At 47.1% G+C, this 20,934-nt stretch carries 18 protein-coding genes; 14 read left to right on the forward strand and 4 right to left on the reverse strand.

Features of this window, described 5'->3' with window-relative positions; translation table 11 throughout:
- Window positions 1-28: 28 nt before the first annotated feature.
- Window positions 29-997 carry a phosphate/phosphite/phosphonate ABC transporter substrate-binding protein gene (locus tag ABIA61_RS20665; RefSeq protein ID WP_404520754.1) on the reverse strand — a complete coding sequence of 323 codons (969 nt, stop codon included), beginning with the start codon at window positions 995-997 and terminating at the stop codon, window positions 29-31.
- A gap of 236 nt (window positions 998-1,233) precedes the next feature.
- Between ABIA61_RS20665 and ABIA61_RS20670 the strand changes: the two genes are divergently transcribed.
- The 4 genes from ABIA61_RS20670 (at window position 1,234) to ABIA61_RS20685 (ending at window position 7,842) form a co-directional block, all read left to right on the forward strand.
- A complete protein-coding gene (locus ABIA61_RS20670) occupies window positions 1,234-3,195 on the forward strand; it encodes a bifunctional 2',3'-cyclic-nucleotide 2'-phosphodiesterase/3'-nucleotidase (RefSeq protein ID WP_404581208.1) in 1,962 nt (653 codons plus the stop codon).
- 343 nt (window positions 3,196-3,538) lie between these two features.
- Window positions 3,539-4,945, forward strand: a complete 1,407-nt coding sequence (locus ABIA61_RS20675; protein WP_283653367.1) for a DNA-binding protein — start codon at window positions 3,539-3,541, stop codon at window positions 4,943-4,945.
- A 190-nt stretch (window positions 4,946-5,135) separates the two neighbouring features.
- The gene (thiD, locus tag ABIA61_RS20680) at window positions 5,136-5,945 is read left to right on the forward strand and encodes a bifunctional hydroxymethylpyrimidine kinase/phosphomethylpyrimidine kinase (protein WP_044644540.1); all 810 of its coding nucleotides are present in this window, start codon (window positions 5,136-5,138) and stop codon (window positions 5,943-5,945) included.
- A gap of 199 nt (window positions 5,946-6,144) precedes the next feature.
- Window positions 6,145-7,842 carry a M3 family oligoendopeptidase gene (locus tag ABIA61_RS20685; protein ID WP_283653366.1) on the forward strand — a complete coding sequence of 566 codons (1,698 nt, stop codon included), beginning with the start codon at window positions 6,145-6,147 and terminating at the stop codon, window positions 7,840-7,842.
- Window positions 7,843-8,004: 162 nt separating this feature from the next.
- Here the strand turns inward: ABIA61_RS20685 and ABIA61_RS20690 are convergent, their stop codons facing one another.
- Window positions 8,005-8,976 carry a ring-cleaving dioxygenase gene (locus ABIA61_RS20690; protein WP_283653365.1) on the reverse strand — a complete coding sequence of 324 codons (972 nt, stop codon included), beginning with the start codon at window positions 8,974-8,976 and terminating at the stop codon, window positions 8,005-8,007.
- Window positions 8,977-9,226: 250 nt separating this feature from the next.
- On the opposite strand from ABIA61_RS20690, the gene ABIA61_RS20695 reads away from it, so the two are divergent.
- From ABIA61_RS20695 to ABIA61_RS20725, 7 genes are all read left to right on the forward strand, one after another.
- Window positions 9,227-9,757 (forward strand): GNAT family N-acetyltransferase, encoded by a 531-nt coding sequence (locus ABIA61_RS20695; protein WP_404581209.1) that lies wholly within the window; start codon window positions 9,227-9,229, stop codon window positions 9,755-9,757.
- A 221-nt stretch (window positions 9,758-9,978) separates the two neighbouring features.
- Window positions 9,979-10,932 (forward strand): ABC transporter permease, encoded by a 954-nt coding sequence (locus ABIA61_RS20700; protein WP_014278186.1) that lies wholly within the window; start codon window positions 9,979-9,981, stop codon window positions 10,930-10,932.
- On the forward strand, window positions 10,922-11,872 hold the full coding sequence (locus tag ABIA61_RS20705) for an iron chelate uptake ABC transporter family permease subunit (protein WP_283653364.1): 951 nt from the start codon (window positions 10,922-10,924) through the stop codon (window positions 11,870-11,872). The genes ABIA61_RS20700 and ABIA61_RS20705 overlap by 11 nt, the downstream gene beginning before the upstream one ends.
- The gene (locus ABIA61_RS20710) at window positions 11,866-12,624 is read left to right on the forward strand and encodes an iron ABC transporter ATP-binding protein (RefSeq protein ID WP_404581210.1); all 759 of its coding nucleotides are present in this window, start codon (window positions 11,866-11,868) and stop codon (window positions 12,622-12,624) included. The genes ABIA61_RS20705 and ABIA61_RS20710 overlap by 7 nt, the downstream gene beginning before the upstream one ends.
- A 12-nt stretch (window positions 12,625-12,636) precedes the next feature.
- Entirely contained in the window at window positions 12,637-13,620 is a 984-nt protein-coding gene (locus ABIA61_RS20715; RefSeq protein ID WP_404581211.1) for a siderophore ABC transporter substrate-binding protein, read from the forward strand.
- Window positions 13,621-13,863: 243 nt separating this feature from the next.
- A complete protein-coding gene (locus ABIA61_RS20720; protein ID WP_283653361.1) occupies window positions 13,864-14,775 on the forward strand; it encodes an aldo/keto reductase in 912 nt (303 codons plus the stop codon).
- Window positions 14,776-14,982: 207 nt separating this feature from the next.
- Window positions 14,983-15,309 (forward strand): thioredoxin family protein, encoded by a 327-nt coding sequence (locus ABIA61_RS20725; RefSeq protein WP_044644532.1) that lies wholly within the window; start codon window positions 14,983-14,985, stop codon window positions 15,307-15,309.
- 140 nt (window positions 15,310-15,449) lie between these two features.
- Here ABIA61_RS20725 and bacA read toward each other — a convergent pair whose 3' ends face one another.
- Window positions 15,450-16,247: an undecaprenyl-diphosphate phosphatase gene (bacA, locus tag ABIA61_RS20730; protein ID WP_404520760.1), complete on the reverse strand. Its 798-nt coding sequence runs from the start codon at window positions 16,245-16,247 to the stop codon at window positions 15,450-15,452.
- A gap of 128 nt (window positions 16,248-16,375) precedes the next feature.
- A complete protein-coding gene (locus ABIA61_RS20735) occupies window positions 16,376-17,746 on the reverse strand; it encodes a hemolysin family protein (protein ID WP_283653359.1) in 1,371 nt (456 codons plus the stop codon).
- 223 nt (window positions 17,747-17,969) lie between these two features.
- Between ABIA61_RS20735 and ABIA61_RS20740 the strand changes: the two genes are divergently transcribed.
- The 3 genes from ABIA61_RS20740 (at window position 17,970) to ABIA61_RS20750 (ending at window position 20,910) form a co-directional block, all read left to right on the forward strand.
- Window positions 17,970-18,770 carry a DUF1836 domain-containing protein gene (locus tag ABIA61_RS20740; RefSeq protein ID WP_283653358.1) on the forward strand — a complete coding sequence of 267 codons (801 nt, stop codon included), beginning with the start codon at window positions 17,970-17,972 and terminating at the stop codon, window positions 18,768-18,770.
- A 204-nt stretch (window positions 18,771-18,974) separates the two neighbouring features.
- The gene (locus ABIA61_RS20745; RefSeq protein WP_283653357.1) at window positions 18,975-19,916 is read left to right on the forward strand and encodes a glycosyltransferase family 2 protein; all 942 of its coding nucleotides are present in this window, start codon (window positions 18,975-18,977) and stop codon (window positions 19,914-19,916) included.
- A 40-nt stretch (window positions 19,917-19,956) separates the two neighbouring features.
- Window positions 19,957-20,910: a glycosyltransferase family 2 protein gene (locus ABIA61_RS20750; protein WP_349361973.1), complete on the forward strand. Its 954-nt coding sequence runs from the start codon at window positions 19,957-19,959 to the stop codon at window positions 20,908-20,910.
- The last annotated feature ends 24 nt before the right edge of the window (window positions 20,911-20,934 follow it).

Raw genomic sequence — 20,934 nt, forward strand, 5'->3', positions numbered from 1 at the left:
CCTCATTACAATTACGCGTTTGCTCCTATTACTTAACTGCTTGGCCGACGGCTTCGGCATATTCACGAACAGAATCGAAGTTTTTATCGTCACCTTTTTCATAGCCTACATGCGTATAAATTTCTTTAATGATTTGACCGCCTTCAGGGTCTTTGGCGATATCTATAAAGGCTTGGCTGATTTTGTCTCTCCACGCCTGATCCATATCGGAACGTACGCTGACCGTATCATTCGGAATTTTAGCTGTGTAATGAATGACACGAGTTTTTTCAAATACATCCGGAATTTCCTTCTTTACCGTGTTGCGTGCATCCTGGAAAACAGCTACAGCATCAACCTGACCGTTCAGTAGCGCCAGAATAGCAGCATCATGGCCTTTGATCGTTACACCCTGGACATCTGTGTCCGGGTCCACGCCGGCTTTTTTCAGCTCTGCTGCCGGATACACATAGCCTGCGGAGGAGGTTACATTTTGCCAGCCAACTTTTTTACCCTTCAGATCAGCCAGGCTTTGAATCGGAGAATCCTTTTTCACCACGATCATCGCTTTATAAAAGTTTACTTTTTCAGTTGTATCCTTGCCTGTACCGTCTTCAATGCCGTAGCGTTGGGCTTGCAGGAGCAAGTCAGCCGCTTTACGGTTATCGTGGGCCAATACATAGGCATTCGGCGGAAGGAATCCTACATCTACCTGTTTGGAAGACATGGCTTCCACAATTGTGTTGTAGTCGGGGGACACGGTTACTTTTACCGGAATTCCGAGCTTGTCGCCCAGCAGCTTTTCGAGCGGCTTGGCTTTGGCTTCGAGCGTATCTGCATTTTGGGAAGGAACGAACTGTACTTTTAACTCTGTAGGAACATAGGCTGTGCTTTCGCTTTTCGTGCCATCTGTGCCTGGAGTGGACGCGCTGTTGTTATTGCTTGCATTGGAGCTGCAAGCGGCCAGACCTGCCGCCAGTGTGAAGGTCATGCACAAGGTCAGTGCTTTTTTAAACAAAATAATTTCCCCCTAAAAATAGTAATAACGAAAAATTGAAAAAGTCTGTAAATTCTGTGACAAACAGAATCTTAACAGCTAGTCCGGTCACTAGGGTAAAAACTATTCCTGACTTTGGTAAAAAGTATGTAAAATATATCTTATACTCTCTCATTTCTATTCATTTAACATTCTCTTAACAGTACCCTGTTAGACTTGTTCAAGCTCTATGACCGAAGCTGAAGGAGAGAACAGGATTGGATATTTCAGATATCAATAAAGAGGTACAACAGCAGACGCTATGTCCTGTGAGGGTGAAATTCCGTGTTATGGTTACGACCGATCTGCATGTCAGCTTGTGGAATTACGATTATTATACGGATCGGGAAACATTACAGTACGGTCTTGCGCAAACAGCCAGTCTAATCCAGGCAGCTCGGTCCGAGGTACCTAACCACCTGCTGCTGGATAACGGGGATGTTATTCAAGGCAATCCGATGGGGGATTATGCTGTACAGCTTCTCCAACAGGACCCGAACGCCGTGCATCCTGCCTACAAAGCGATGAATCTGCTTGGGTACGAAGCGGGCAATATCGGGAATCACGAATTTAACTATGGATTGGAATATTTACAGACTTGCATTCAAGGAGCCAAGTTTCCTTTTATCAATGCCAACATCTATATGCAGGCGGATACAGATATAGATACGAAGAAAGATATTTTTACAGATAGCCATACAGTCGTGGAAAAAGAACGAAATTACTTTACACCTTATCTGATACTGGATAAGACGGTGGAGGATGAAGCAGGCGGCAAGCATTTGTTGAAGGTGGGGATTATCGGGTTTGTGCCTCCGCAAATTATGCAATGGGACAAGGCGTGGCTGGAAGGAAAAATCATCGTCAAGGATATGCTGGAGACAGCAAGACGGTTTATTCCGCAAATGAAGGCAGAGGGAGCAGATTTGATTATTGCCATGCCTCACGCGGGCTTCGAAGATATTCCTGAAACGCCATATATGGAAAATGCGGTGCTGCATCTGAGCAATGTAGAAGGGATCGACGCTATTTTGTTTGGTCATGCGCATAAAGTATTCCCCGGCCCTTCGTTTGTTGGTAAAACTCGTGTTGACGTGGAGCGAGGCACCATACATGATATTCCGGCGGTAGAGCCGGGCTTTTGGGGAGATCATCTGGGTGTCATAGATCTGGACCTGACCCTTATGGACGGAGCGTGGCAAGTGGCTGCCTCTTCTGCAGAGGTACGTCCGGTGTATGATCCAGTACGCAAGCAAGCGCTGGTGCAGCCGGATACTGCCATTCAGCAGGCGGTTGCGGAAGAGCATGCCGGAACGCTGGACTATATTCGCGCACCTGTTGGCCAGACGACATTAGCAGTAAACAGCTTTTTTGCCCAGGTGATAGACGATGCTTCCGTTCAACTCGTGAACGACGCGCAAATTTGGTATGTGAAGCAGCAGATGCAGGGGAGTGAGTACGAAGGTCTGCCCGTTTTGTCGGCAGCGGCTCCCTTTAAAACAGGCGGCAGATACGGGCCCTCGTATTATACCGATATTCCGGCGGGGACTTTTGCAATCAAGCATATCGCCGATCTGTACAATTTTCCAAACACACTGCATGTCGTCCGACTGACCGGGGGAGAAATTCGGGAATGGCTCGAATGGTCTGCCGGACAATTCCGACAAATTGATCCTTATGCAGAACAGGAGCAAGAGCTGATTGATTCGGATTTTCCGAGCTTTAACTTCGATATCATTGACGGGATTAGGTATCAGATTGATGTGACGCAGCCCGCCAGATATGATGCTGCTGGAATATTGAAGGAACCGGATGCGCACAGAATCATTCATATGTCCTTGGATGGAGCGCCGATGGATATGCAGCGAAGCTATTTGGTTGTCACGAACAATTATCGTGCGTTTTCTTCTACATTGGTCAATCCGGGTGGGGAACGAATCGTACTCGCTTCACCGGATGAAAATCGGCATGTGCTGACTGAATATGTGCGGCATATGAAGACGTTGACGCCCAAAGCAGACGGTCACTGGTCCCTCTCACCATGGCCGGGCCGCCCGCACGTGACATTCCTGACCTCACCGCAAGCAACAGATGCCGCCCAAGCCTATTCGGAGTTGCTTTATGAAGGATTGACCGCAGAGGGATACGCCAAGTTTGCCCTGGATTTCGGACGATCCTGAATTCTTTTTTTTAAAAATTGAATCCAAAGTGATCCAAACGGAAAGCTCCCCCGTTATACGGTATGTAAGCAACACATGACAACATATCCAACGAGGGAAAAGCGGACTCATTTCCATTCTTTATGAGCCTATGGCATCAAATGTTGAGCAAAGACTGTCCCTTCGGGGGTGGTTTTTTTGCACACGGATTATTTGAAATCGTACGAAATTCGTAATTTTATATGTCCTGAGTCGCGTTTAAGTTATTGACCTCCGTTATAATTAGACATATACTTTGATTAAACAAATTTTGGTTTAAAAGGTAATGAAAAAGTCACCATCATTTGATGGAGGGGGTGTCCCTTTGGAAAAAAACACCACGATTCGTGCAGAAATTGAAAAGTATATTCAGCGTGAAGGTATTTCCATGCAATGTTTCGCAGACGCTTCCAAGGTAAATCCGGGTACACTTAGTGGTATACTTAACCGGAATCCCCCACGGCCGATTTCAGTTAATCAGCTTGATCTGATTACCGGGGCTATGGGATTGGAAGAAGGGGCCTTGTTCGAGATGTATGTGGATGAATGTTTTATTCATTCCTTACCGCACTGGAGGAGGTTACGTCCGTTTCTTCTCCGTTGTTCAGAGCTGAACAAGCTGGAATGTATTTGCAGCGTACTTGGCTATCTGATGGATGATTTATCGAACATTCCGGCTATTTTTGAGACCGCAGAAGCGATGTTTGAAGACGACAGATATGAAGCCGCTATGCTGCTGTACAATTGCGTCATCGAGAGTGAAAAATATACCCACTCCGAGCGGTTAGCGATCAGCTATTTCCGTATATTCCAGGTTCAGATCAAGGATAACAAACGGAGCTTGAAGGCTGCTGTACAATTCCATTTGTACCGTGGTCGGTTGCCGGAAACTTACGCATTGGAAGGCTTACATATGCTATCTCAAGTGTTTGCGTTAAAAATGCAATGGTCCGAGATGGAAATGTATGCGGACGAGCTGCGAGAATTGGCTCAGGCGCTATACCGCAATCGGAACCGCTTTGGAGATGAGCATCTGGAGTTGCTCAAACCGCTTGTCTACTATTATGCACAGGGTCATCTGCTCAAGGCCAGCTGCTATGAGTTTCAGGGCAGGTATGAGGAATCCAAGAAATGGATTGATGGGTATGCAGATTTGAGCTGGTTTGAAGGATTGGACGAGGAAGGCCGGAAAGTAGTGGACATGCATCGTGTGTATGCTCAAGGCAATCGGCTCTGTATCGAAATTAAAATGGGCAATACCTCTGCAATTTATGAATATATTACGTATTTGCGCGAGCATCCGGACGAGACACTGGAAGGCTTGAATACGCTGCTGGAATCAGCGAACAGGTTCGGTTACTTTGCGGATGCCGAGCTGGGGCTATTCAGCGAGCAACTCAAGAGCTTCTGGGAGCTTGCCCCGGATCAATGGGACACTCACTACCGCAAGCATTTTAATGCATTCCGCTTCGCCTCCTTTTGCAAGGTGTATGCCGAATATCATTTTCGGAAGGGTGATTATGCGAAGGGACTGGGGCAAACACTGCATTGCTTGCAGCTGTCTGTAGACAATAGCTATACTGAGCATATTATCGGTTGCATGGCTTTGTTTGAGCAGCACCGGAATTTTGCTACCCCGGAACAGCAGCATTTGTATCAGAAGTTTTGTCTGGGCGTGCGTGAAAATGAAAAGAATCATGCTTATGATCACAGCACCGGCGGGTATTTGTAATCTTTGTCATTCAAACCTTCATAGATCCTATTCTTGTGAGGATGTTCCCGGTCAAAAGGGAACGTTCTCGTTTTTTAATGCTACTGTTTTCTGTGACTTTTAGCATAGGAAGAACGCATTGCGCGTTGACAAGTTTCGCATGCGGGATTAGGATAAATGCAGCACAGTAAGTGAAGGAGAGCATGTGAAAATGACGATTCCCAAAACATTAACGATAGCCGGCTCCGACACCAGCGGCGGCGCGGGTATTCAGGCAGACCTGAAAACCTTTCAGGAGCTTGGTGTATATGGAATGAATGTATTGACAACCGTAGTTGCGATGGAACCCCAAACATGGAACCATCTTGTATATCCTGTTGCGCTGGATGTGGTAGAAGCACAGCTGCGCACGGTATTGGAAGGTATCGGCTTTGACGCGATGAAAACGGGTATGCTCGGTTCTGTTGATATTATCGAACTGGTTGCCAGCCATCTGCGCAAGCATGATCTTAAACGGGTCGTTATTGATCCGGTTATGGTCTGCAAAGGCACGGATGAAGTGCTTCAGCCGGAAAATACAGAAGCGATGCTGGAATTTCTGATCCCGGGCGCTGATCTGGTAACGCCGAATTTGTTCGAGGCTTCGCAATTGGCGAAGAACGGACCGATTACGACGCTGGAACAGATGCAGGAAGCGGCTGCGATTATCCATGAGCGCGGGGCGAAGCACGTGCTGATTAAGGACCGTGGCAAAATTCGCGCAGGTAAAGCGATGGATCTGTTGTATGACGGAATCACCTTCGACTGGTTCGAGGCGGATGTTGTGAAAACAAGCTTCACCCATGGTGCAGGCTGCACCACGTCGGCAGCAGTAACGGCTGGCTTGGCCCAGGGGCTGACCGTACGTGAAGCGGTGGATCAGGCCAAAAAATTTATTACCCAGGCGATTGAAGGCAGCTTCAAGCTGAACGAATTCGTCGGCCCGACTCTGCATGCGGCACATCGTTTGCAAAATCAGTAAAGCATGAATGCATTTATAAAACGGCTGCTATAGGCAGTGCATCTACGATATATTTAGCGTTAGGCTAGAGTCTTAAGCCGCAATACAGGGTATTGCGGTTTTTGACGTTGTATTTTTTTGGAATTATATCTTCCAGTTTGCTCTAATCGTACTGTATAATAGGCATCAGATTTATTAAATTTAGGGAGGACTCGAAGCAATGACATTATTCAGCCAAATGGCTTATATCCGGCCAGTGCAAACTGAAATTGAACAGTGGTTTAAAACGCTTTTGCAGCAATTTCGTGAAGCGGACAGCGTAGAGCGTCAAAATGAAGTCATTCATGCCATTAATAAGCTGCGCAGTAACGTGGAAACGCAATTGCAATTAGTAGAGGTTCGGCACTCCATTGATACGGAGGACGCATTTTACAAAGCAGAGCAAGAGTACGCTGATGATTTCATGCCGGTCATTCAGGAGTATGTAACCGATTACTACCGGGCCTTGGTGGACTCGCCGTTCAGAGCCGAGCTGGAGAGCCAGTGGGGTAGCCAGCTTTTCAGTATCGCCGAGGTATCACTCAAGTCGTTCCACCCGGATATTATTGAGGATTTACAGCAGGAGAATAAGCTGACCTCCGAATACTCCCAATTGATTGCTTCAGCGAAGATCCCGTTCGAGGGAGAAGAACGTACATTGTCGCAGCTCCTGCCTTTTGAAATGGCGACAAACCGGGAGACACGCAAACAGGCCTCCGAGGCCAAGTATCAATTTATGAGCGAGCATGAGGATGAGCTGGATCGAATTTACGATGAACTGGTTAAGGTACGCACGCGCATAGCGCACAAGCTGGGCTACGATAACTTTGTAGAGCTGGGCTATGCCCGTTTGGGTCGTACCGATTACAATGCCGCTATGGTTGCCAATTTTCGCGAACAAGTGCTGAAACATATCGTTCCGCTGGCAACAAAGCTCAAGGAGCGCCAACGCGAGCGGATCGGAGTGGATCAGCTTCGCTATTATGATGAAGGCTTTAACTTTTTGTCAGGCAATCCTACACCCAAAGGCGACCCGGAGTGGATCATTCGTAATGGAGCACGTATGTATGAGGAGCTTTCACCGGAAACACATGAATTTTTCAGCTTTATGATCGAACGTGGGTTGATGGACCTGACTAGCAAAAAGGGCAAGCAAAGCGGAGGCTATTGCACGTTTTTGAGTGAGTATGGCACGCCGTTTATTTTCTCCAATTTCAATGGTACATCCGGTGATATCGATGTGCTGACGCATGAAGCGGGTCATGCCTTCCAGGTGTATGAAAGTCGACATTTTGAAATCCCCGAGTACCACTGGCCAACCATGGAGGCGGCTGAAATTCATTCCATGAGTATGGAGTTTTTCGCATGGCCCTGGATGAAGCAGTTCTTCGAGGACGATACGGATAAATATCACTTTGAACATTTGTCCTCATCGTTGTTGTTTGTCCCTTACGGCGTAGCTGTGGATGAATTTCAGCATGCAGTATATGAACATCCAGACTGGACGCCAGCCGAACGTAAAAGCGCATGGCGCTCCATTGAACGCAAGTATAAACCGCATTTGGACTATGAAGGCAATGAGTATCTGGAGCAGGGCGGGTTCTGGCATAAGCAGGGACATATTTTCCAATCCCCGTTCTACTATATCGACTACACACTTGCACAATTGTGCGCATTCCAATTCTGGAAACGCATGAGTATCGACCGGACAGCTGCGTGGGAAGATTATTTGAAGCTGTGCCGTGCCGGGGGGAGTCATTCATTTACCGGATTGGTGAAGCTGGCTGGTCTGATTTCGCCGTTCCAGGATGGATGTATCGCCTCTGTGATCGGAGAAATTGAAGCTTGGCTGAACAGCGTGGATGATAAAAAGCTTTAAGCTTAACCCAAAAGGGCATTTCACTTACCAGTAAAAGCTGAAAGGCTTGCAAATGAGATGTCCTTTGGGATGGAAACAGAGCTGTTGCACGGAAAAAGCCGGGAACCTCTACATGATGTAGAAGTCCCGGCTTTGTGTGTTTTTAGAGCAAATATAGCTCTATTAAAGCTTGGTATTCAGCGGTTTGAGGTTGGCCTCAATGGAAGCGCGACGCGATTCCAAAAATGGCGGTAACGCCAGCGATTCACCCAGAAACTCCAGTTCTTCATCTGTATCAAAGCCGGGTCCATCGGTTGCCAATTCAAACAAAATGCCGTTCGGCTCACGGAAATACAATGAACGGAAGTAAAAGCGATCCACGAACCCTGAGCTGGAAATTTGCAGTTGGTTAATACGATCAACCCACTGTCTAAGTTCTTCCTCAGTCGCAACACGGAAGGCTACATGATGCACACTGCCTCGTCCCGGGCGCTCTTGTGGAAGATCGTTACGTTCTTCCAGATGAATCTCAGTTCCGGTACCGCCTTCGCCGGTTTCATAGATGACCACATCAGGCTGCCCGGCAACGGTGGAAGAATAGGAGCCCTTTTTGCGGAAGCCCATCACCTGCTCCAGAATGAGGATCGTGTTCTCCGCTTTTGGAATGGTCAGATGAACTGGGCCAAGTCCGACGATGCCGTATTCAGCAGGGACAGGGCTTTTCTCCCAAGGCGTACCGCCCCGCACTCCGTTGTCATGCTCATCCGAAACCAGGAAGAAGCGCTGCCCTTCAAAATCCTCAAACGAAAGCGCCAAACGTCCCGCTTGATCCGTAATTTCACCATGTTTTACATCCAATTGCTCGAAACGGTCTTTCCAGTAATCCAGTGCTTTGTCATTCGGTACCCGCAGGGAAAGCGCCGAAATGCTGTTATTCCCCGTACGAGTTTGCCCCGCATGTGGGATTTCAAAGAAAGTGACTTCGGTACCAGCCGTTCCGCGCTCATCTCCATAAAAGAGGTGATAGACGCTAACATCATCCTGATTCACCGTTTTCTTAATGAGCCGAAGTCCCATTACCTGAGTATAAAAATCAACATTCTTAGCCGCCGCCGCCGTAATCGCCGAAACGTGATGCAATCCTAACAGTTTCATGTCATTATCCTCCTTGGTTTTTATATGATTAGGTTTTTCAAAGCAAAATAAACAGTCGTAAACTTTTCTTTATTATTTATTATCTTGATATTAAGATATATTACTTTGGATTGTTTGTCAACTTGAATTATACACTGACTCCAAAGACGGACAAAAATAGAAATTCGAAATAGTGCAAAAGCAGATACAATAAAGCCCGATATAGCCCAATGTAGATAGAATGAATTTTATTATAAAAGGAGTGTACTCGATGTATGCGGATAAGGATTTAACCATTAGGCCCGTTACAGAAGAAGACTTACATGCTCTTTGGACGCTAACCTATAAAGAAGAAGCACCGGAATGGAAACAATGGGATGCGCCTTATTATGAACATAAGACACTTTCTTTTGATGATTATTTAAAAGATAAGGAAAAGCGAATCGGGCAAGATGACTTTTGGCTCATTGAAGTGGAAGGTAAGATCATTGGATCGGTTAGCTACTATTGGGAGCATAAGCCTTCCCAATGGCTTGAAATGGGAATTGGCATTTATGATTCGCAGTATTGGAGCGGTGGGTTTGGTACCAGAGCATTGCGACTGTGGATCACGCATTTATTTAATACACTACCTCTAGTTAGAGTAGGCTTTACAACCTGGTCAGGAAACCATCGGATGATGAAGGTTGGGGAGAAGCTGGGGATGACCTTGGAGGCCCGGCTTCGAAAGTGCAGATATTATAATGGACAGTATTATGATTCGATCCGAATGGGGCTTTTGCGGGAAGAGTGGAAGTCGTAAGCTCCTAATTCAAAATTTTTAAAATCAAGTAGATCAAGCTGTCGGGATGCTCCCGACGGCTTTTTTTGCATGTTTTGTTCATTTCAAAAAATTTGACAGATACGAGATGACTGATATAATTTATGCTAGTTGATTTTTGATAATGATTATCATTATTGGAGGGGAGGACAGGGCCGAAGCTTGGTACAGGTTGTTGGAGAACAGGCTCCCTTGGTTAGAACATGAAATTGCGTTATTTAATACTGGCTTTTCTGGTACTGGCCTTCGCCTCGGTTTTTATCGGTGTTCATGATGTAACTCCACTTGATTTGTTCCACTTAACCAATGATCAGGCGCAGGTGCTCCTGATTAGCAGACTACCGCGTTTGATCAGCATCATCATCGCAGGAGCGAGTATGAGTATCTGTGGGCTTATTATGCAGCAGCTTACCCGGAACCGATTTGTATCGCCCACCACCGCAGGGACGATGGATGCGGCACGATTAGGTGTGCTGATGGCTATTATGGTGTTTGGAGCGGCTGGATTTTGGACGAAGATGCTGACGGCTTTCGGGTTTGCCCTAGCGGGGACACTGATTTTCATGAAAATACTGGATAAAATCCGTTTCAAGGACCCGGTATTTATCCCGCTGGTCGGTTTAATGTTCGGGGGCATTTTAAATTCGGTGACGACCTTTTTCGCCTATAAATACAATCTGATCCAGAGTATTTCCTCGTGGATGCAGGGTGATTTTTCACTGGTGATGAGTGGTCGCTATGAGATGCTGTATCTTAGTGTTCCTTTGGTTGCATTGGCGTACATATATGCGAATCGTTTCACAATTGCAGGCATGGGCGAGGATTTTGCGGCAAATTTGGGCGTACATTACAAGCGCACCGTCAATGTTGGTCTGGTGATCGTGGCTTTGGTTTCCTCCGTCGTCATATTGACCGTGGGAACGATCCCTTTTCTGGGGCTGGTTGTACCCAATCTGGTCAGCATGTATATGGGCGATAATCTGAAAAAAAGTTTGGCCCACACCGCGACCTTGGGCGCCGTCTTTGTGTTGTTTTGCGATATTTTGGGACGGGTCATCATTTATCCGTATGAAATATCTGTAGGGCTTACGGTTGGTGTGATCGGGAGCGCGTTGTTCTTGTATTTGCTGTTGAGGAGAAGGGCCTATGAATCCTAAATTAAAAATCGGCATATTAGCCGCTGCCGCGCTTCTGTTGATTGCTGCTTTCGTGTTTATAGATCTTCCGCATACCTGGCACTACGCGCTGCCACGAAGATTGAAAAAGATAGCAGCCTTCATCCTGACAGGTGGATCGATTGCTTTTGCAACGGTTATTTTCCAGACGATTACCAATAACAAAATTTTGACCCCGGGCATTATCGGGCTGGATTCACTGTATATGCTGATTCAGACGACCATTGTTTTTGCGTTTGGCTCTGTACCGTTCATTTCGACCAGCAGAGAGCTGAATTTCTTATTATCTGTGGGACTGATGGTACTGTTCGCGGGTTTATTGTACAAATTAATTTTTCGCAAGGACGGACGCGGGATTTATGTTCTTCTGCTGATCGGCCTGGTGTTCGGCACGCTTTTCAACAGTTTATCTACCTTTATGGAAGTGCTGATTGATCCGAACGAATATGCAAAAATTCAGGACAAAAGCTTTGCCAGCTTCAGTAATGTGAATACCGAGCTGCTGTGGCTATCCGTCGTGATTCTAGTGCTCGTATTCGCTTATGCGTGGAGGTTCATCAAGTATCTGGATGTGCTGTCGCTCGGACGGGAGCATGCGATTAACTTGGGGCTTCCATACGGATTTATTATTAAAAGATTGCTGGTGATCGTGGCGATTCTCATCTCCATTTCCACGGCGCTCGTCGGACCGATTACTTTTCTCGGGTTGATTGTGGCGAATGTGGCCTATCAAGTGATGAAGACTTATCGGCATCGATATATTATTCCAGCCTCCATCTGTGTCAGTGTCATTGCATTGGCAGGCTGCCAACTGCTGGCAGAGAGAGTATTCGACTTATCGACAACGGTCAGCGTCATTATTAACTTTATCGGGGGGGTGTACTTCCTGTACCTTTTGCTGCGGGAGAATAAATCATGGTAGAAGTCAAAAACGTATCCAAACGCTACGGGAATAAAAATGTGGTGGATCAGGTATCCGTCACCGTACCGAAAGGCACCATTACCTCCTTTATTGGACCTAATGGCGCGGGAAAAAGCACGTTGTTGTCGATGATCAGTCGTCTGACAGACAGCGATGAGGGAGAAATCCTGATTGACGGACAGGCCGTGAGCCTGACGAAAAGTGAGGATCTGGCCCGGAAGATATCCATTTTAAAACAGACCAATGATGTCAACATCCGCTTAACCGTGAAGGAACTGGTCAGCTTCGGCCGTTTTCCGTATTCCCAAGGCAGATTGAACAGCGAGGATCGCCAAATGGTCGAGCAGTCCATGGCCTACATGGGGCTGGAGGACATGAAAGACAAGCATATTGATTTGCTTAGCGGTGGACAGCGACAGCGGGCTTTTATTGCGATGATTTTGGCTCAGGACACGGAATACATACTGTTGGACGAGCCGCTGAACAATCTGGATATGAAGCATTCGGTTCAGATTATGAAGACGCTGCGCGCTTTGGTGGATGATCTCGGCAAAACGATTCTGGTCGTGCTTCACGACATTAACTTTGCCTCCTGCTATTCGGACTATATTGTGGGGATGAAGGACGGCAGGCTACTGAAGCAGGGAACGGCTGACGAGATGATTGATAGTCAGGTATTAAAGGATTTGTACGATATGGATATTCCGATTCAACAGATCGGTGATCATAAAATTTGCGTTTATTTCACATAGGGGGAATGTAAAATGAAGAAAAATATGATGTTTTTAACGCTGATGCTGGCGCTGGTACTGATCGTGTCAGCCTGCGGCAAAGCGGCTCCAGCCACTCAGGAAGCGACTGGCAACGGCTCATCTTCTGCTGCAACAACGGAATCGAAAACCATCTCGGTCAAACACGCACTGGATGAAAACCCGGTCCAAGTCAAAGTTAATCCAAAAAATGTCGTTGTTTTTGATTTTGGCTCATTGGATACGTTGGATAAGCTGGGTGTCGACGTTGCGGCGGTAGCGCAGCAGGATCTTCCTACGTATTTGAGCAAATATAAAGATTCCAAATATGCAAGTGCAGGCACGCTGTTTGAACCGGATTACGAGAAAATCAGCGATCTGTCTCCTGAATTGATCATCATTGGTGGCAGACAGGCAGATGCGTACAAAGAATTGAGCAAAATTGCACCGACCATTTCGTTAGCTGTAGACACCAAGGATTTTGTGAATTCCTTTAAGAAAAACGTTGAAACACTGGGTCAAATCTTCGATAAAGAGGATGCTGCCAAACAGGAATTGGCTACGATTGATAGCTCCATCAAGGCCGTACATGACAAGGCTGTAGCGAGCAAAGCCAAAGGACTGATCGTTCTGACGAATGAAGGTAGCTTGAGCGCATATGGCGAGCAATCCCGCTTCGGTATCATTCATGACGCTCTGGGCGTCACACCTGTGGACCCTAGCATTAAAGTATCCACGCATGGACAAAAGGTTTCTTTTGAATATGTACAGCAAAAAAATCCGGATTACATCTTTGTCGTTGACCGTGGAGCAGTCGTGGTAGAGGAAGGCAAGGAACAGGTTACAGGCAAACAAACGATTGAAAACGAGCTGGTGAAGAAAACCAATGCGTTTAAAAACGGTCATATTGTGTATCTTGACCCGAACTACTGGTACTTGTCAGGTAACGGTCTGGAATCCGTGTCCGAAATGATCAAGGAAATTGATGCCGCGCTGTAATGGATAACTTGTACATGATGGAGATTTGCATACGATGAAAGGTCATCTGGATTTCCAGCGTCAATTCCCCGAGGCCGTCAAGTGGTTGTTCCGATAGCACGATTGGAATATGGACTTTATGCAATAATCCCAAAGGATTGGAGATCGTGGAGTCTCTATGCCCTTTGGGGTTATTTTTTGCGTATAATAGAGTAATATTCAAAATTTAATGTTACACGCTAATGAAAGTGAGGGAACCCATATATGAAGAAAAATCGTCTGGGGTCTTCGGATCTGCTGGTAGGCGAGATTGGCTTGGGCTGTATGTCGGTCGGTACGGAGGAACAGCAAGGTGTTTACCTGATCCATGAAGCGTTGGATCGGGGCGTGAACCTGCTGGATACAGCGGATTTGTACCATCACGGACGTAATGAGGAAATTGTGGGGGCAGCGATTCGTGGACGGCGTCAAGATGTCGTTTTGGCGACCAAGGTCGGTAATCGGCGTATGCCGGGCCAAGAGGGCTGGGGGTGGGACCCGTCCAAGGAGTATATTCTGTCTGCGGTCAAAGAAAGCCTGCGCCGCCTGGGAACGGATTATATCGACCTGTATCAGCTTCACGGTGGGACGATTGACGACCCCATCGACGAAACGATTGAGGCTTTTGAACAGCTCAAAAGGGAGGGGGTCATCCGTTATTATGGCATTTCCTCGATTCGTCCTCACGTCATCCGTGAATATGTCGAGCGTTCGAATATCGTCAGCGTCATGAATCAATATAGCTTGCTGGACCGTCGGGCAGAGGAAGAGGTACTGTCATTACTTCAGGAGCGGGGAATCAGCGTCATTGCACGCGGGCCTGTCGCCAGCGGCGTATTGACCGACGAAGGAGAAGGCAAGGTAGCCAAGGGCTATCTGGACTACGAAGAGGCAGAGCTGCTGGACTTACGCAAGCAATTAAAGGCATTTACGAGTGCAGAGCGCAGCATGGGGCAGACAGCTATCCGTTATAGCCTGTCTCACCCGGCTGTTGCTGCTGTCATCCCGGGTGCAAGCTCACGGGGACAATTGGAGCATAATATCGCAGCAGCCAGTATCCCGCCGTTATCCAAGCAGGAGCGGGAGGCACTACAGCAAATTAGCCGGGCTAACCGCTATGGTGCGCAATACCGTTAATATGAGCACAGGTAGGGCAGAGGGGATCTTTGTCACACGGTCGGAAATGCGATTTGCCAGCCGATAAATTGGCTCATACTTTTGAACGTGTACTTGCCATAGTTGCAATATATGAAAGAATCATTACAATATAAGAATAAGCTCAGGTTTATAATCCATATTTGGTTATGGAGACGTTCATAAATATACTCTAGGAGGAACCAACAAATGGAACGCATCGAATCACAGCAGCAGTATCAGGATTTGATTAACGGTGACGGCTTGACGGTCGTAAAATTTGATACAACCTGGTGTCCGGATTGCAAGACACTGGATAAATTTATGGGTGGCATTATCGAGGAAAATGCAGATAAGCGCTTCTTTGCACTTGATGCTGAGAAATTCCAGCCGATTGCCGAAGAAAACCAGGTGCGTGGAATTCCGAGCCTGCTCGTTTTCCGTAACGGCGAAAAAATCGCTCATTTGCACAGCAAATATGCCAAGACGCCAGCACAAATTTCCGAATACCTGACCACGTTGGAATCAAAACAATAATGAATGATGCAAAATGCTGAAATAGAAAAAGGGTTATCCCATGGCTGACAAATCAAGCCTATGGGATAACCCTTTTTTGTCATACGAAACGAGCTGTAATTGCTGAAAAGCATGAAGGCTTTGCGGCAACAAACAACAGCTTACAAAATAATGAAGAAGAACACAGCCGCCAATACGAAGCGGTAGATGGCGAATGAAGTCAGGCTCAAGCGTTTGAGCAGACCGAGGAACGTTTTGATCGCCAGCATTCCGACGATAAAGGCAGTAATAAAGCCGGCCGCGAACACTGGGAAATCACTCATAGACAGATGATCCATGCTTTTGATCATATCAATACCCGATGCGCCCAGCATGACCGGAACAGATACAAGGAATGTAAATTCCGCGGCTGCCGTATGACTTACACGTGCGAATAGGCCCCCGGACATAGTTGAGCCTGAACGGGAGAATCCTGGCCATAGAGCTAGGACTTGGAACATACCAATGGTAAATGCTTGTTTGTATGTGATCTCATCCAGCGTATGTGATCTAATAGGCGGATGGAATTTTTCAGCCGCGATCATTAGCAAGCCTCCGATGACCAGACTGTACAGAACAGTTTGAGGGCCAAACAGGTATTGCTTGATTACATCACGGAACAACACGCCAATCACACCCGCAGGGATCATGGCCAAAATAATATGGAGCAGGTTCAGGCGCGGCTGGGTCGAGATTCTGCGTCTGAAATCAAATAAGCTCAGGAACCTGCGCCAGTACAATACGACAACCGCCAGCACAGCACCCAACTGCACAATAACCTCGAACGTTTTGACTGTATCATTCTCCGTGTTTAACCCGAGAAGATCAGCCGTCAGGATCATATGACCCGTCGAAGAGACCGGCAAAAACTCTGTCAGCCCTTCAATAATACCCATAATAATAGATGATAAAATATCCACTTTATTAGTTCCTCCTTACACGCGTGCAGGGCAAACGGCCTAAGCCGTTTGCCCTGGAAGTATGTCATTTCAGTAGGAGTGAACGCAAGTGTCAAGTGCACAGTGCAAGCCGCTCAGGTCACAGCGGTTCACTCCTGGGGAGAAGTGTCAGATTCCGCTTCCAACTCGGATACAGGAGATTCATTGTGCAGAATAATCTCCACCCGTCGAATACGATTTTTACCCATTTCACGAATGATAAATTTCACATCATCTTCTATGAATTCCTTGCCCTGTCTCGGTTCCGGAACCCGACTATACACCCACCCTCCGACAGTATCCACGTCCTCATCGTCCAACGTCAAGCCAGTCAGATCACTCAAATCGGAAAGCATCACCTTGCCATCCATCAAATAACTGTTCTCCGTCAATTTCTCGATTTCCTTCCGTTCATCCTTATCAAATTCGTCACGGATTTCGCCAACAATTTCCTCCAAAATATCCTCAATAGTAATCAGACCGGAGGTTCCGCCGTATTCATCGACGAGTAGGGCGATATGAACCTGCTCCTTCTGCATGCGTTTGAGCAGCGTGTTGACAGGTATAACTTCCGGAACAGTCAGGATCGGTTGAATCAGACTATTGAAATCAAGCTCAGGGTTGCGGTCATACTCAAGGAACAACTGCTTGGTATTAATCATACCGATGATCTGATCCTTGTTCTCTGTCGCCACCGGAAAACGGGTATACTGCTCTTCGTGAATGGTCAGCATGTTTTCTTTCAGCGAGCGATTCGTAAACAAGCATACCATATCTGTACGTGGCACCATAATTTCTTTGGCAACGGTCTCGTCAAAAGCAAAGATACGATTCACGTAGCCATATTCGGTGTTATTGATCTTACCACTTTCCACGCTTTCGGACAAAATGATCTGAATTTCCTCCTGAGAATGCGCTTCCTCATGCTCGCTTGCCGGTTGAAGACCAAACAAACGAACCAAACGGTTGGCCGAGCCATTTAGGAGCCAGATAAACGGATACATAATCCGGTTAAACCATACGATGACCGGGGAGGTCAACAAGCTTACTGCTTCCGCTTTGCGGATCGCCAGCGTTTTGGGAGCCAGCTCACCGATAACCACGTGCAGGTAAGTTACAATGACAAATGAAATAATAAAGGCCAGGATATGTGAAAATTCCCCATTGATGTTGAGCTGTTGAAAGAGAGGCTCCAGCAATTTGACCACGGTCGGTTCACCGAGCCAGCCGAGTCCCAACGCTGTAATCGTAATACCAAGCTGACAGGCGGACAGGTAGCCGTCCAGATTATTGACGACCTTTTGTAGCGCCAGTGCGTTTTTACGGTTCTCCACTACCAGCTGATCGACCCGGCTGGAACGGATTTTAATAATCGCAAACTCGGTAGCCACGAAGAAAGCACTAAATATAATCAACACCGCGAACAAAAATAGACTGACACCTATACCCATGTAATTTTCACTCATCCCTTTTTCGTTCAATTTTTAATGAACTCCATTTTAAGTTCACTTGAACTTATTTTAAGAACTTAAAAGCAAATATACAAGGTTCATATCCAATCATAGCAGGTCACCTACCTCCAATTTGCACGGAAAATAAGGCAAAACAGAACCCGCACGGATCATTGCTTCACTTTACAAGCCTAGTTTATGGGCGTATGATGAGTTCAAATGAACTTGAAATGGTTTAAAGGGAGGAAAGCAGATGGAGTCTTTTACCCTCACACGCCGTGATATGGCCCATTTGCTGCTGGCGATGGAAGGTCGCCGCGAATTGCAGCCATTGGCCGTTCTTCAGGATGCCTGGAGACGCACCCATATCCATCCGGGCCGTCCCGGCAGCACGATGCCGACATTTTTGTATACTGAGGTAACGCCTGTGCTGGATAAAATTATCAAGGGCAAGCACAGCGCAGCCTTTTCGTTACAGGAGATTGTTTCTCTTGGTCAACTGGTCGAATATAGCCATGTTTCATTGGCCTCTATGCAAAATTGGGTCAAACGCGACTTCAAGGAATTTCTCGGATCACCGAAGATCGGTAAAAAATATTCAGTCAACCAGGCCGCACTGCTGCTCATTGTGGAGGATTTGAAATCGTGTCTTGATTTTGAATCCATCCGTCAGTTATTTCATATCCTGTTCCAACAGCCAGAGGATGATACGGATGATCTAATCCAGCCGGTCGATTTGTACGCTGCTTATTCAACCTTGTTTGAGGAGCTGGATGCGAATGGAGATCAACTGCTGGATGTGGCAGGCGCCGGGGTTGCAAAAGAAAACGGGAATTCCGCTACAGGGCAGCAGCGTCAGGAAGGTGCGACAGAGGAATTGCTGATTCAGGCGGCAGATCAATACACCAGCCGTTTGCAGCATTTGACCCCTAACCAGTGTCAAGCCGTTCGGAATACATTGCTGGTAGCTGCGGTATCGGTGCAAAATAGTTATTTTTTGTCCATAGCACGCAGGTATGTGAATGCGACGTTGTTTCTGGACTTTCAAGGGTAGATCAGGATTGGCGCTAGAAGCCGATCCTATTTTTTTGCCCTTTTTCGAGTATTGTCTACCCTTTTGGAGACTGAAAAAGTATACAAAAGAGGTATATACACTCAAACGCTGTCAAAGATACAATAAACATATATCATCCAGCAATTGGAAAAACTTTGAATATCTCTTCCAAAGCATCTGAATACACACACAGGAGGTAATGGCATGTCCGATGTCTCCATCATCATTTGTACCCGCAATCGGATCGAAGATCTGACACGCTGTATACAATCTATCGCAGGACAGCAGCAGCTGGAGCATACGGCTGTAGAGCTGCTGATTGTGGATGACGGCGATATTTCCGACCAACAGGTCGAGCTGTACCGTGACATGGTATCCGGCTTGCCTCAAGGCGTTTTGAAGTATCATAAAAAAAGTCGTCCCGGCGTTTGGTTATCCCGCTATGAAGCGTTGTCTCTCGTACGGTATGATATCGTGCTGTATTTTGACGATGATGCCGAACTGGATGATAAACTCTATATCCGGCGCTTGCTCGATACCTATGATCAGGATGAAACGATTGTGGGTGTTGGAGGGATTGCAAAGGGACTACATTCGAGCCGGGCAGGGAAGCTGCTGGGCATTTTGACATTTCAGATGTCCCCGTCTCTCGGCAAGCTTTCGCCCAGTAGTCTGGCAGGTTCATTGCTGCGTTGGGGAGAAGCGACGGAGGTTTTTGACACGGAATTTTTTCATGGCTGCAACATGTCATTCCGGCGGGTTGCGCTTCGAGATATGAAGCCGTATCCGTGGATGACCAGCTATGCCGTGGCTGACGATTTGTATATGTGCCAGTTAGCGAGCCGTTACGGCAAGCTGGTTATCAATCCCGACTTAACAATCATTCATCACGAATCTTCAAGCTCGCGCGATAAGGCGGGCAAAGTAGCCAAGGCTACAGCGATCAATCACTATTATTTCCTTGCTCTGAAAAAGGCGGGAGCCATCCAGTACGGGGCGCTTTTATGGACCTTGTCCTACCTGATGTTCAAGGAGATACTACGTCGTAACTTTAATGCAGCAGAAGGATACAAGCAGGGGGTGCTGTTCATTCTGAATCCGCGCAAGCAAAAATATAACGAATATTTAGGCCCGGCGGTTCAGTAATCTGATTCCACACACATTTTCAGGATAAAGGGGGAGTATGATGTTAAGCTTGTCCATTGCCCTGTGCACCCGAAATCGGGTTGACGATCTGACCCGATGCATTAATTCAATAGCTATTGGTGGGGCACCGGAGGCATGTGAAACCGAGCTGTGGATTATTGATGATGGAGAACTGCCGAGGCATGTGCTGGAACGCTATAAGCGTCAATTGGGCAGAGCGGGGATTACCTACCGATACCATCGCAAGGAGCAGCCGGGCTTATGGCTTTCACGTGTAAAAACAGTTGAGCTGGCGCAGGGCGATATCATTTTGTTTCTTGACGATGATGTTGAGCTGCCGAACAACTATTTGAACGAGCTGATACGTACCTATGAGGCTTACCCGCAGGCCGCTGGTGTCGGCGGGATTGCGCAGGGCATGAGCAACAGCTTCATGGGAACCATTCGTTGCCTGCTGTCATTCCAGCAGTCCTTGTCCAAAGGAAAGCTGTCTCTCAGCGGTCAGTCCGGCTCGATGTACAACTGGCACAAGGCGAAGAAGACGTTTCGAACCGAGTTCTTTCATGGTTGCAATATGTCATTTCGCCGTGAGGCGATTCGCAGTCTGGAGCCGGTACCTTGGTTGCAAAGCTATAGCGTAGGGGAAGACCTGTTACTTTCACGAATTGCCATGAAAAGCGGCTCGCTATACATTAACCCGGCGCTTACGCTCCTTCACCACGAATCGCCGTCCTCGCGCGACAATATGGAGCAGGTCACTTATATGCGGGTGATGAATCATATTTATCTGTTGCGGGACGAGCGATCTGGGCCGATTGGCTATGCTGCGCTGTATTGGACGACGCTGTATCAAATTTTGAGAGAGAAGCCCAAGAAAAATCATACTGCCATTCAAGGCTACAGAAAAGCACTGAAGGCGATTTTTTCAAGTCAGAAGGAGCCTATGGGCGGAGGGCAGCTACCTGAACGCAATTCCAAAAAAACGGTAGGCTGATGGAGGTGCGGCAGGAGACTTGAT

Origin of the sequence: Paenibacillus sp. RC21 (assembly GCF_044907935.1) — a bacterium.
GTDB classification, from domain to species: Bacteria; Bacillota; Bacilli; order Paenibacillales; family Paenibacillaceae; genus Paenibacillus; species Paenibacillus terrae_A.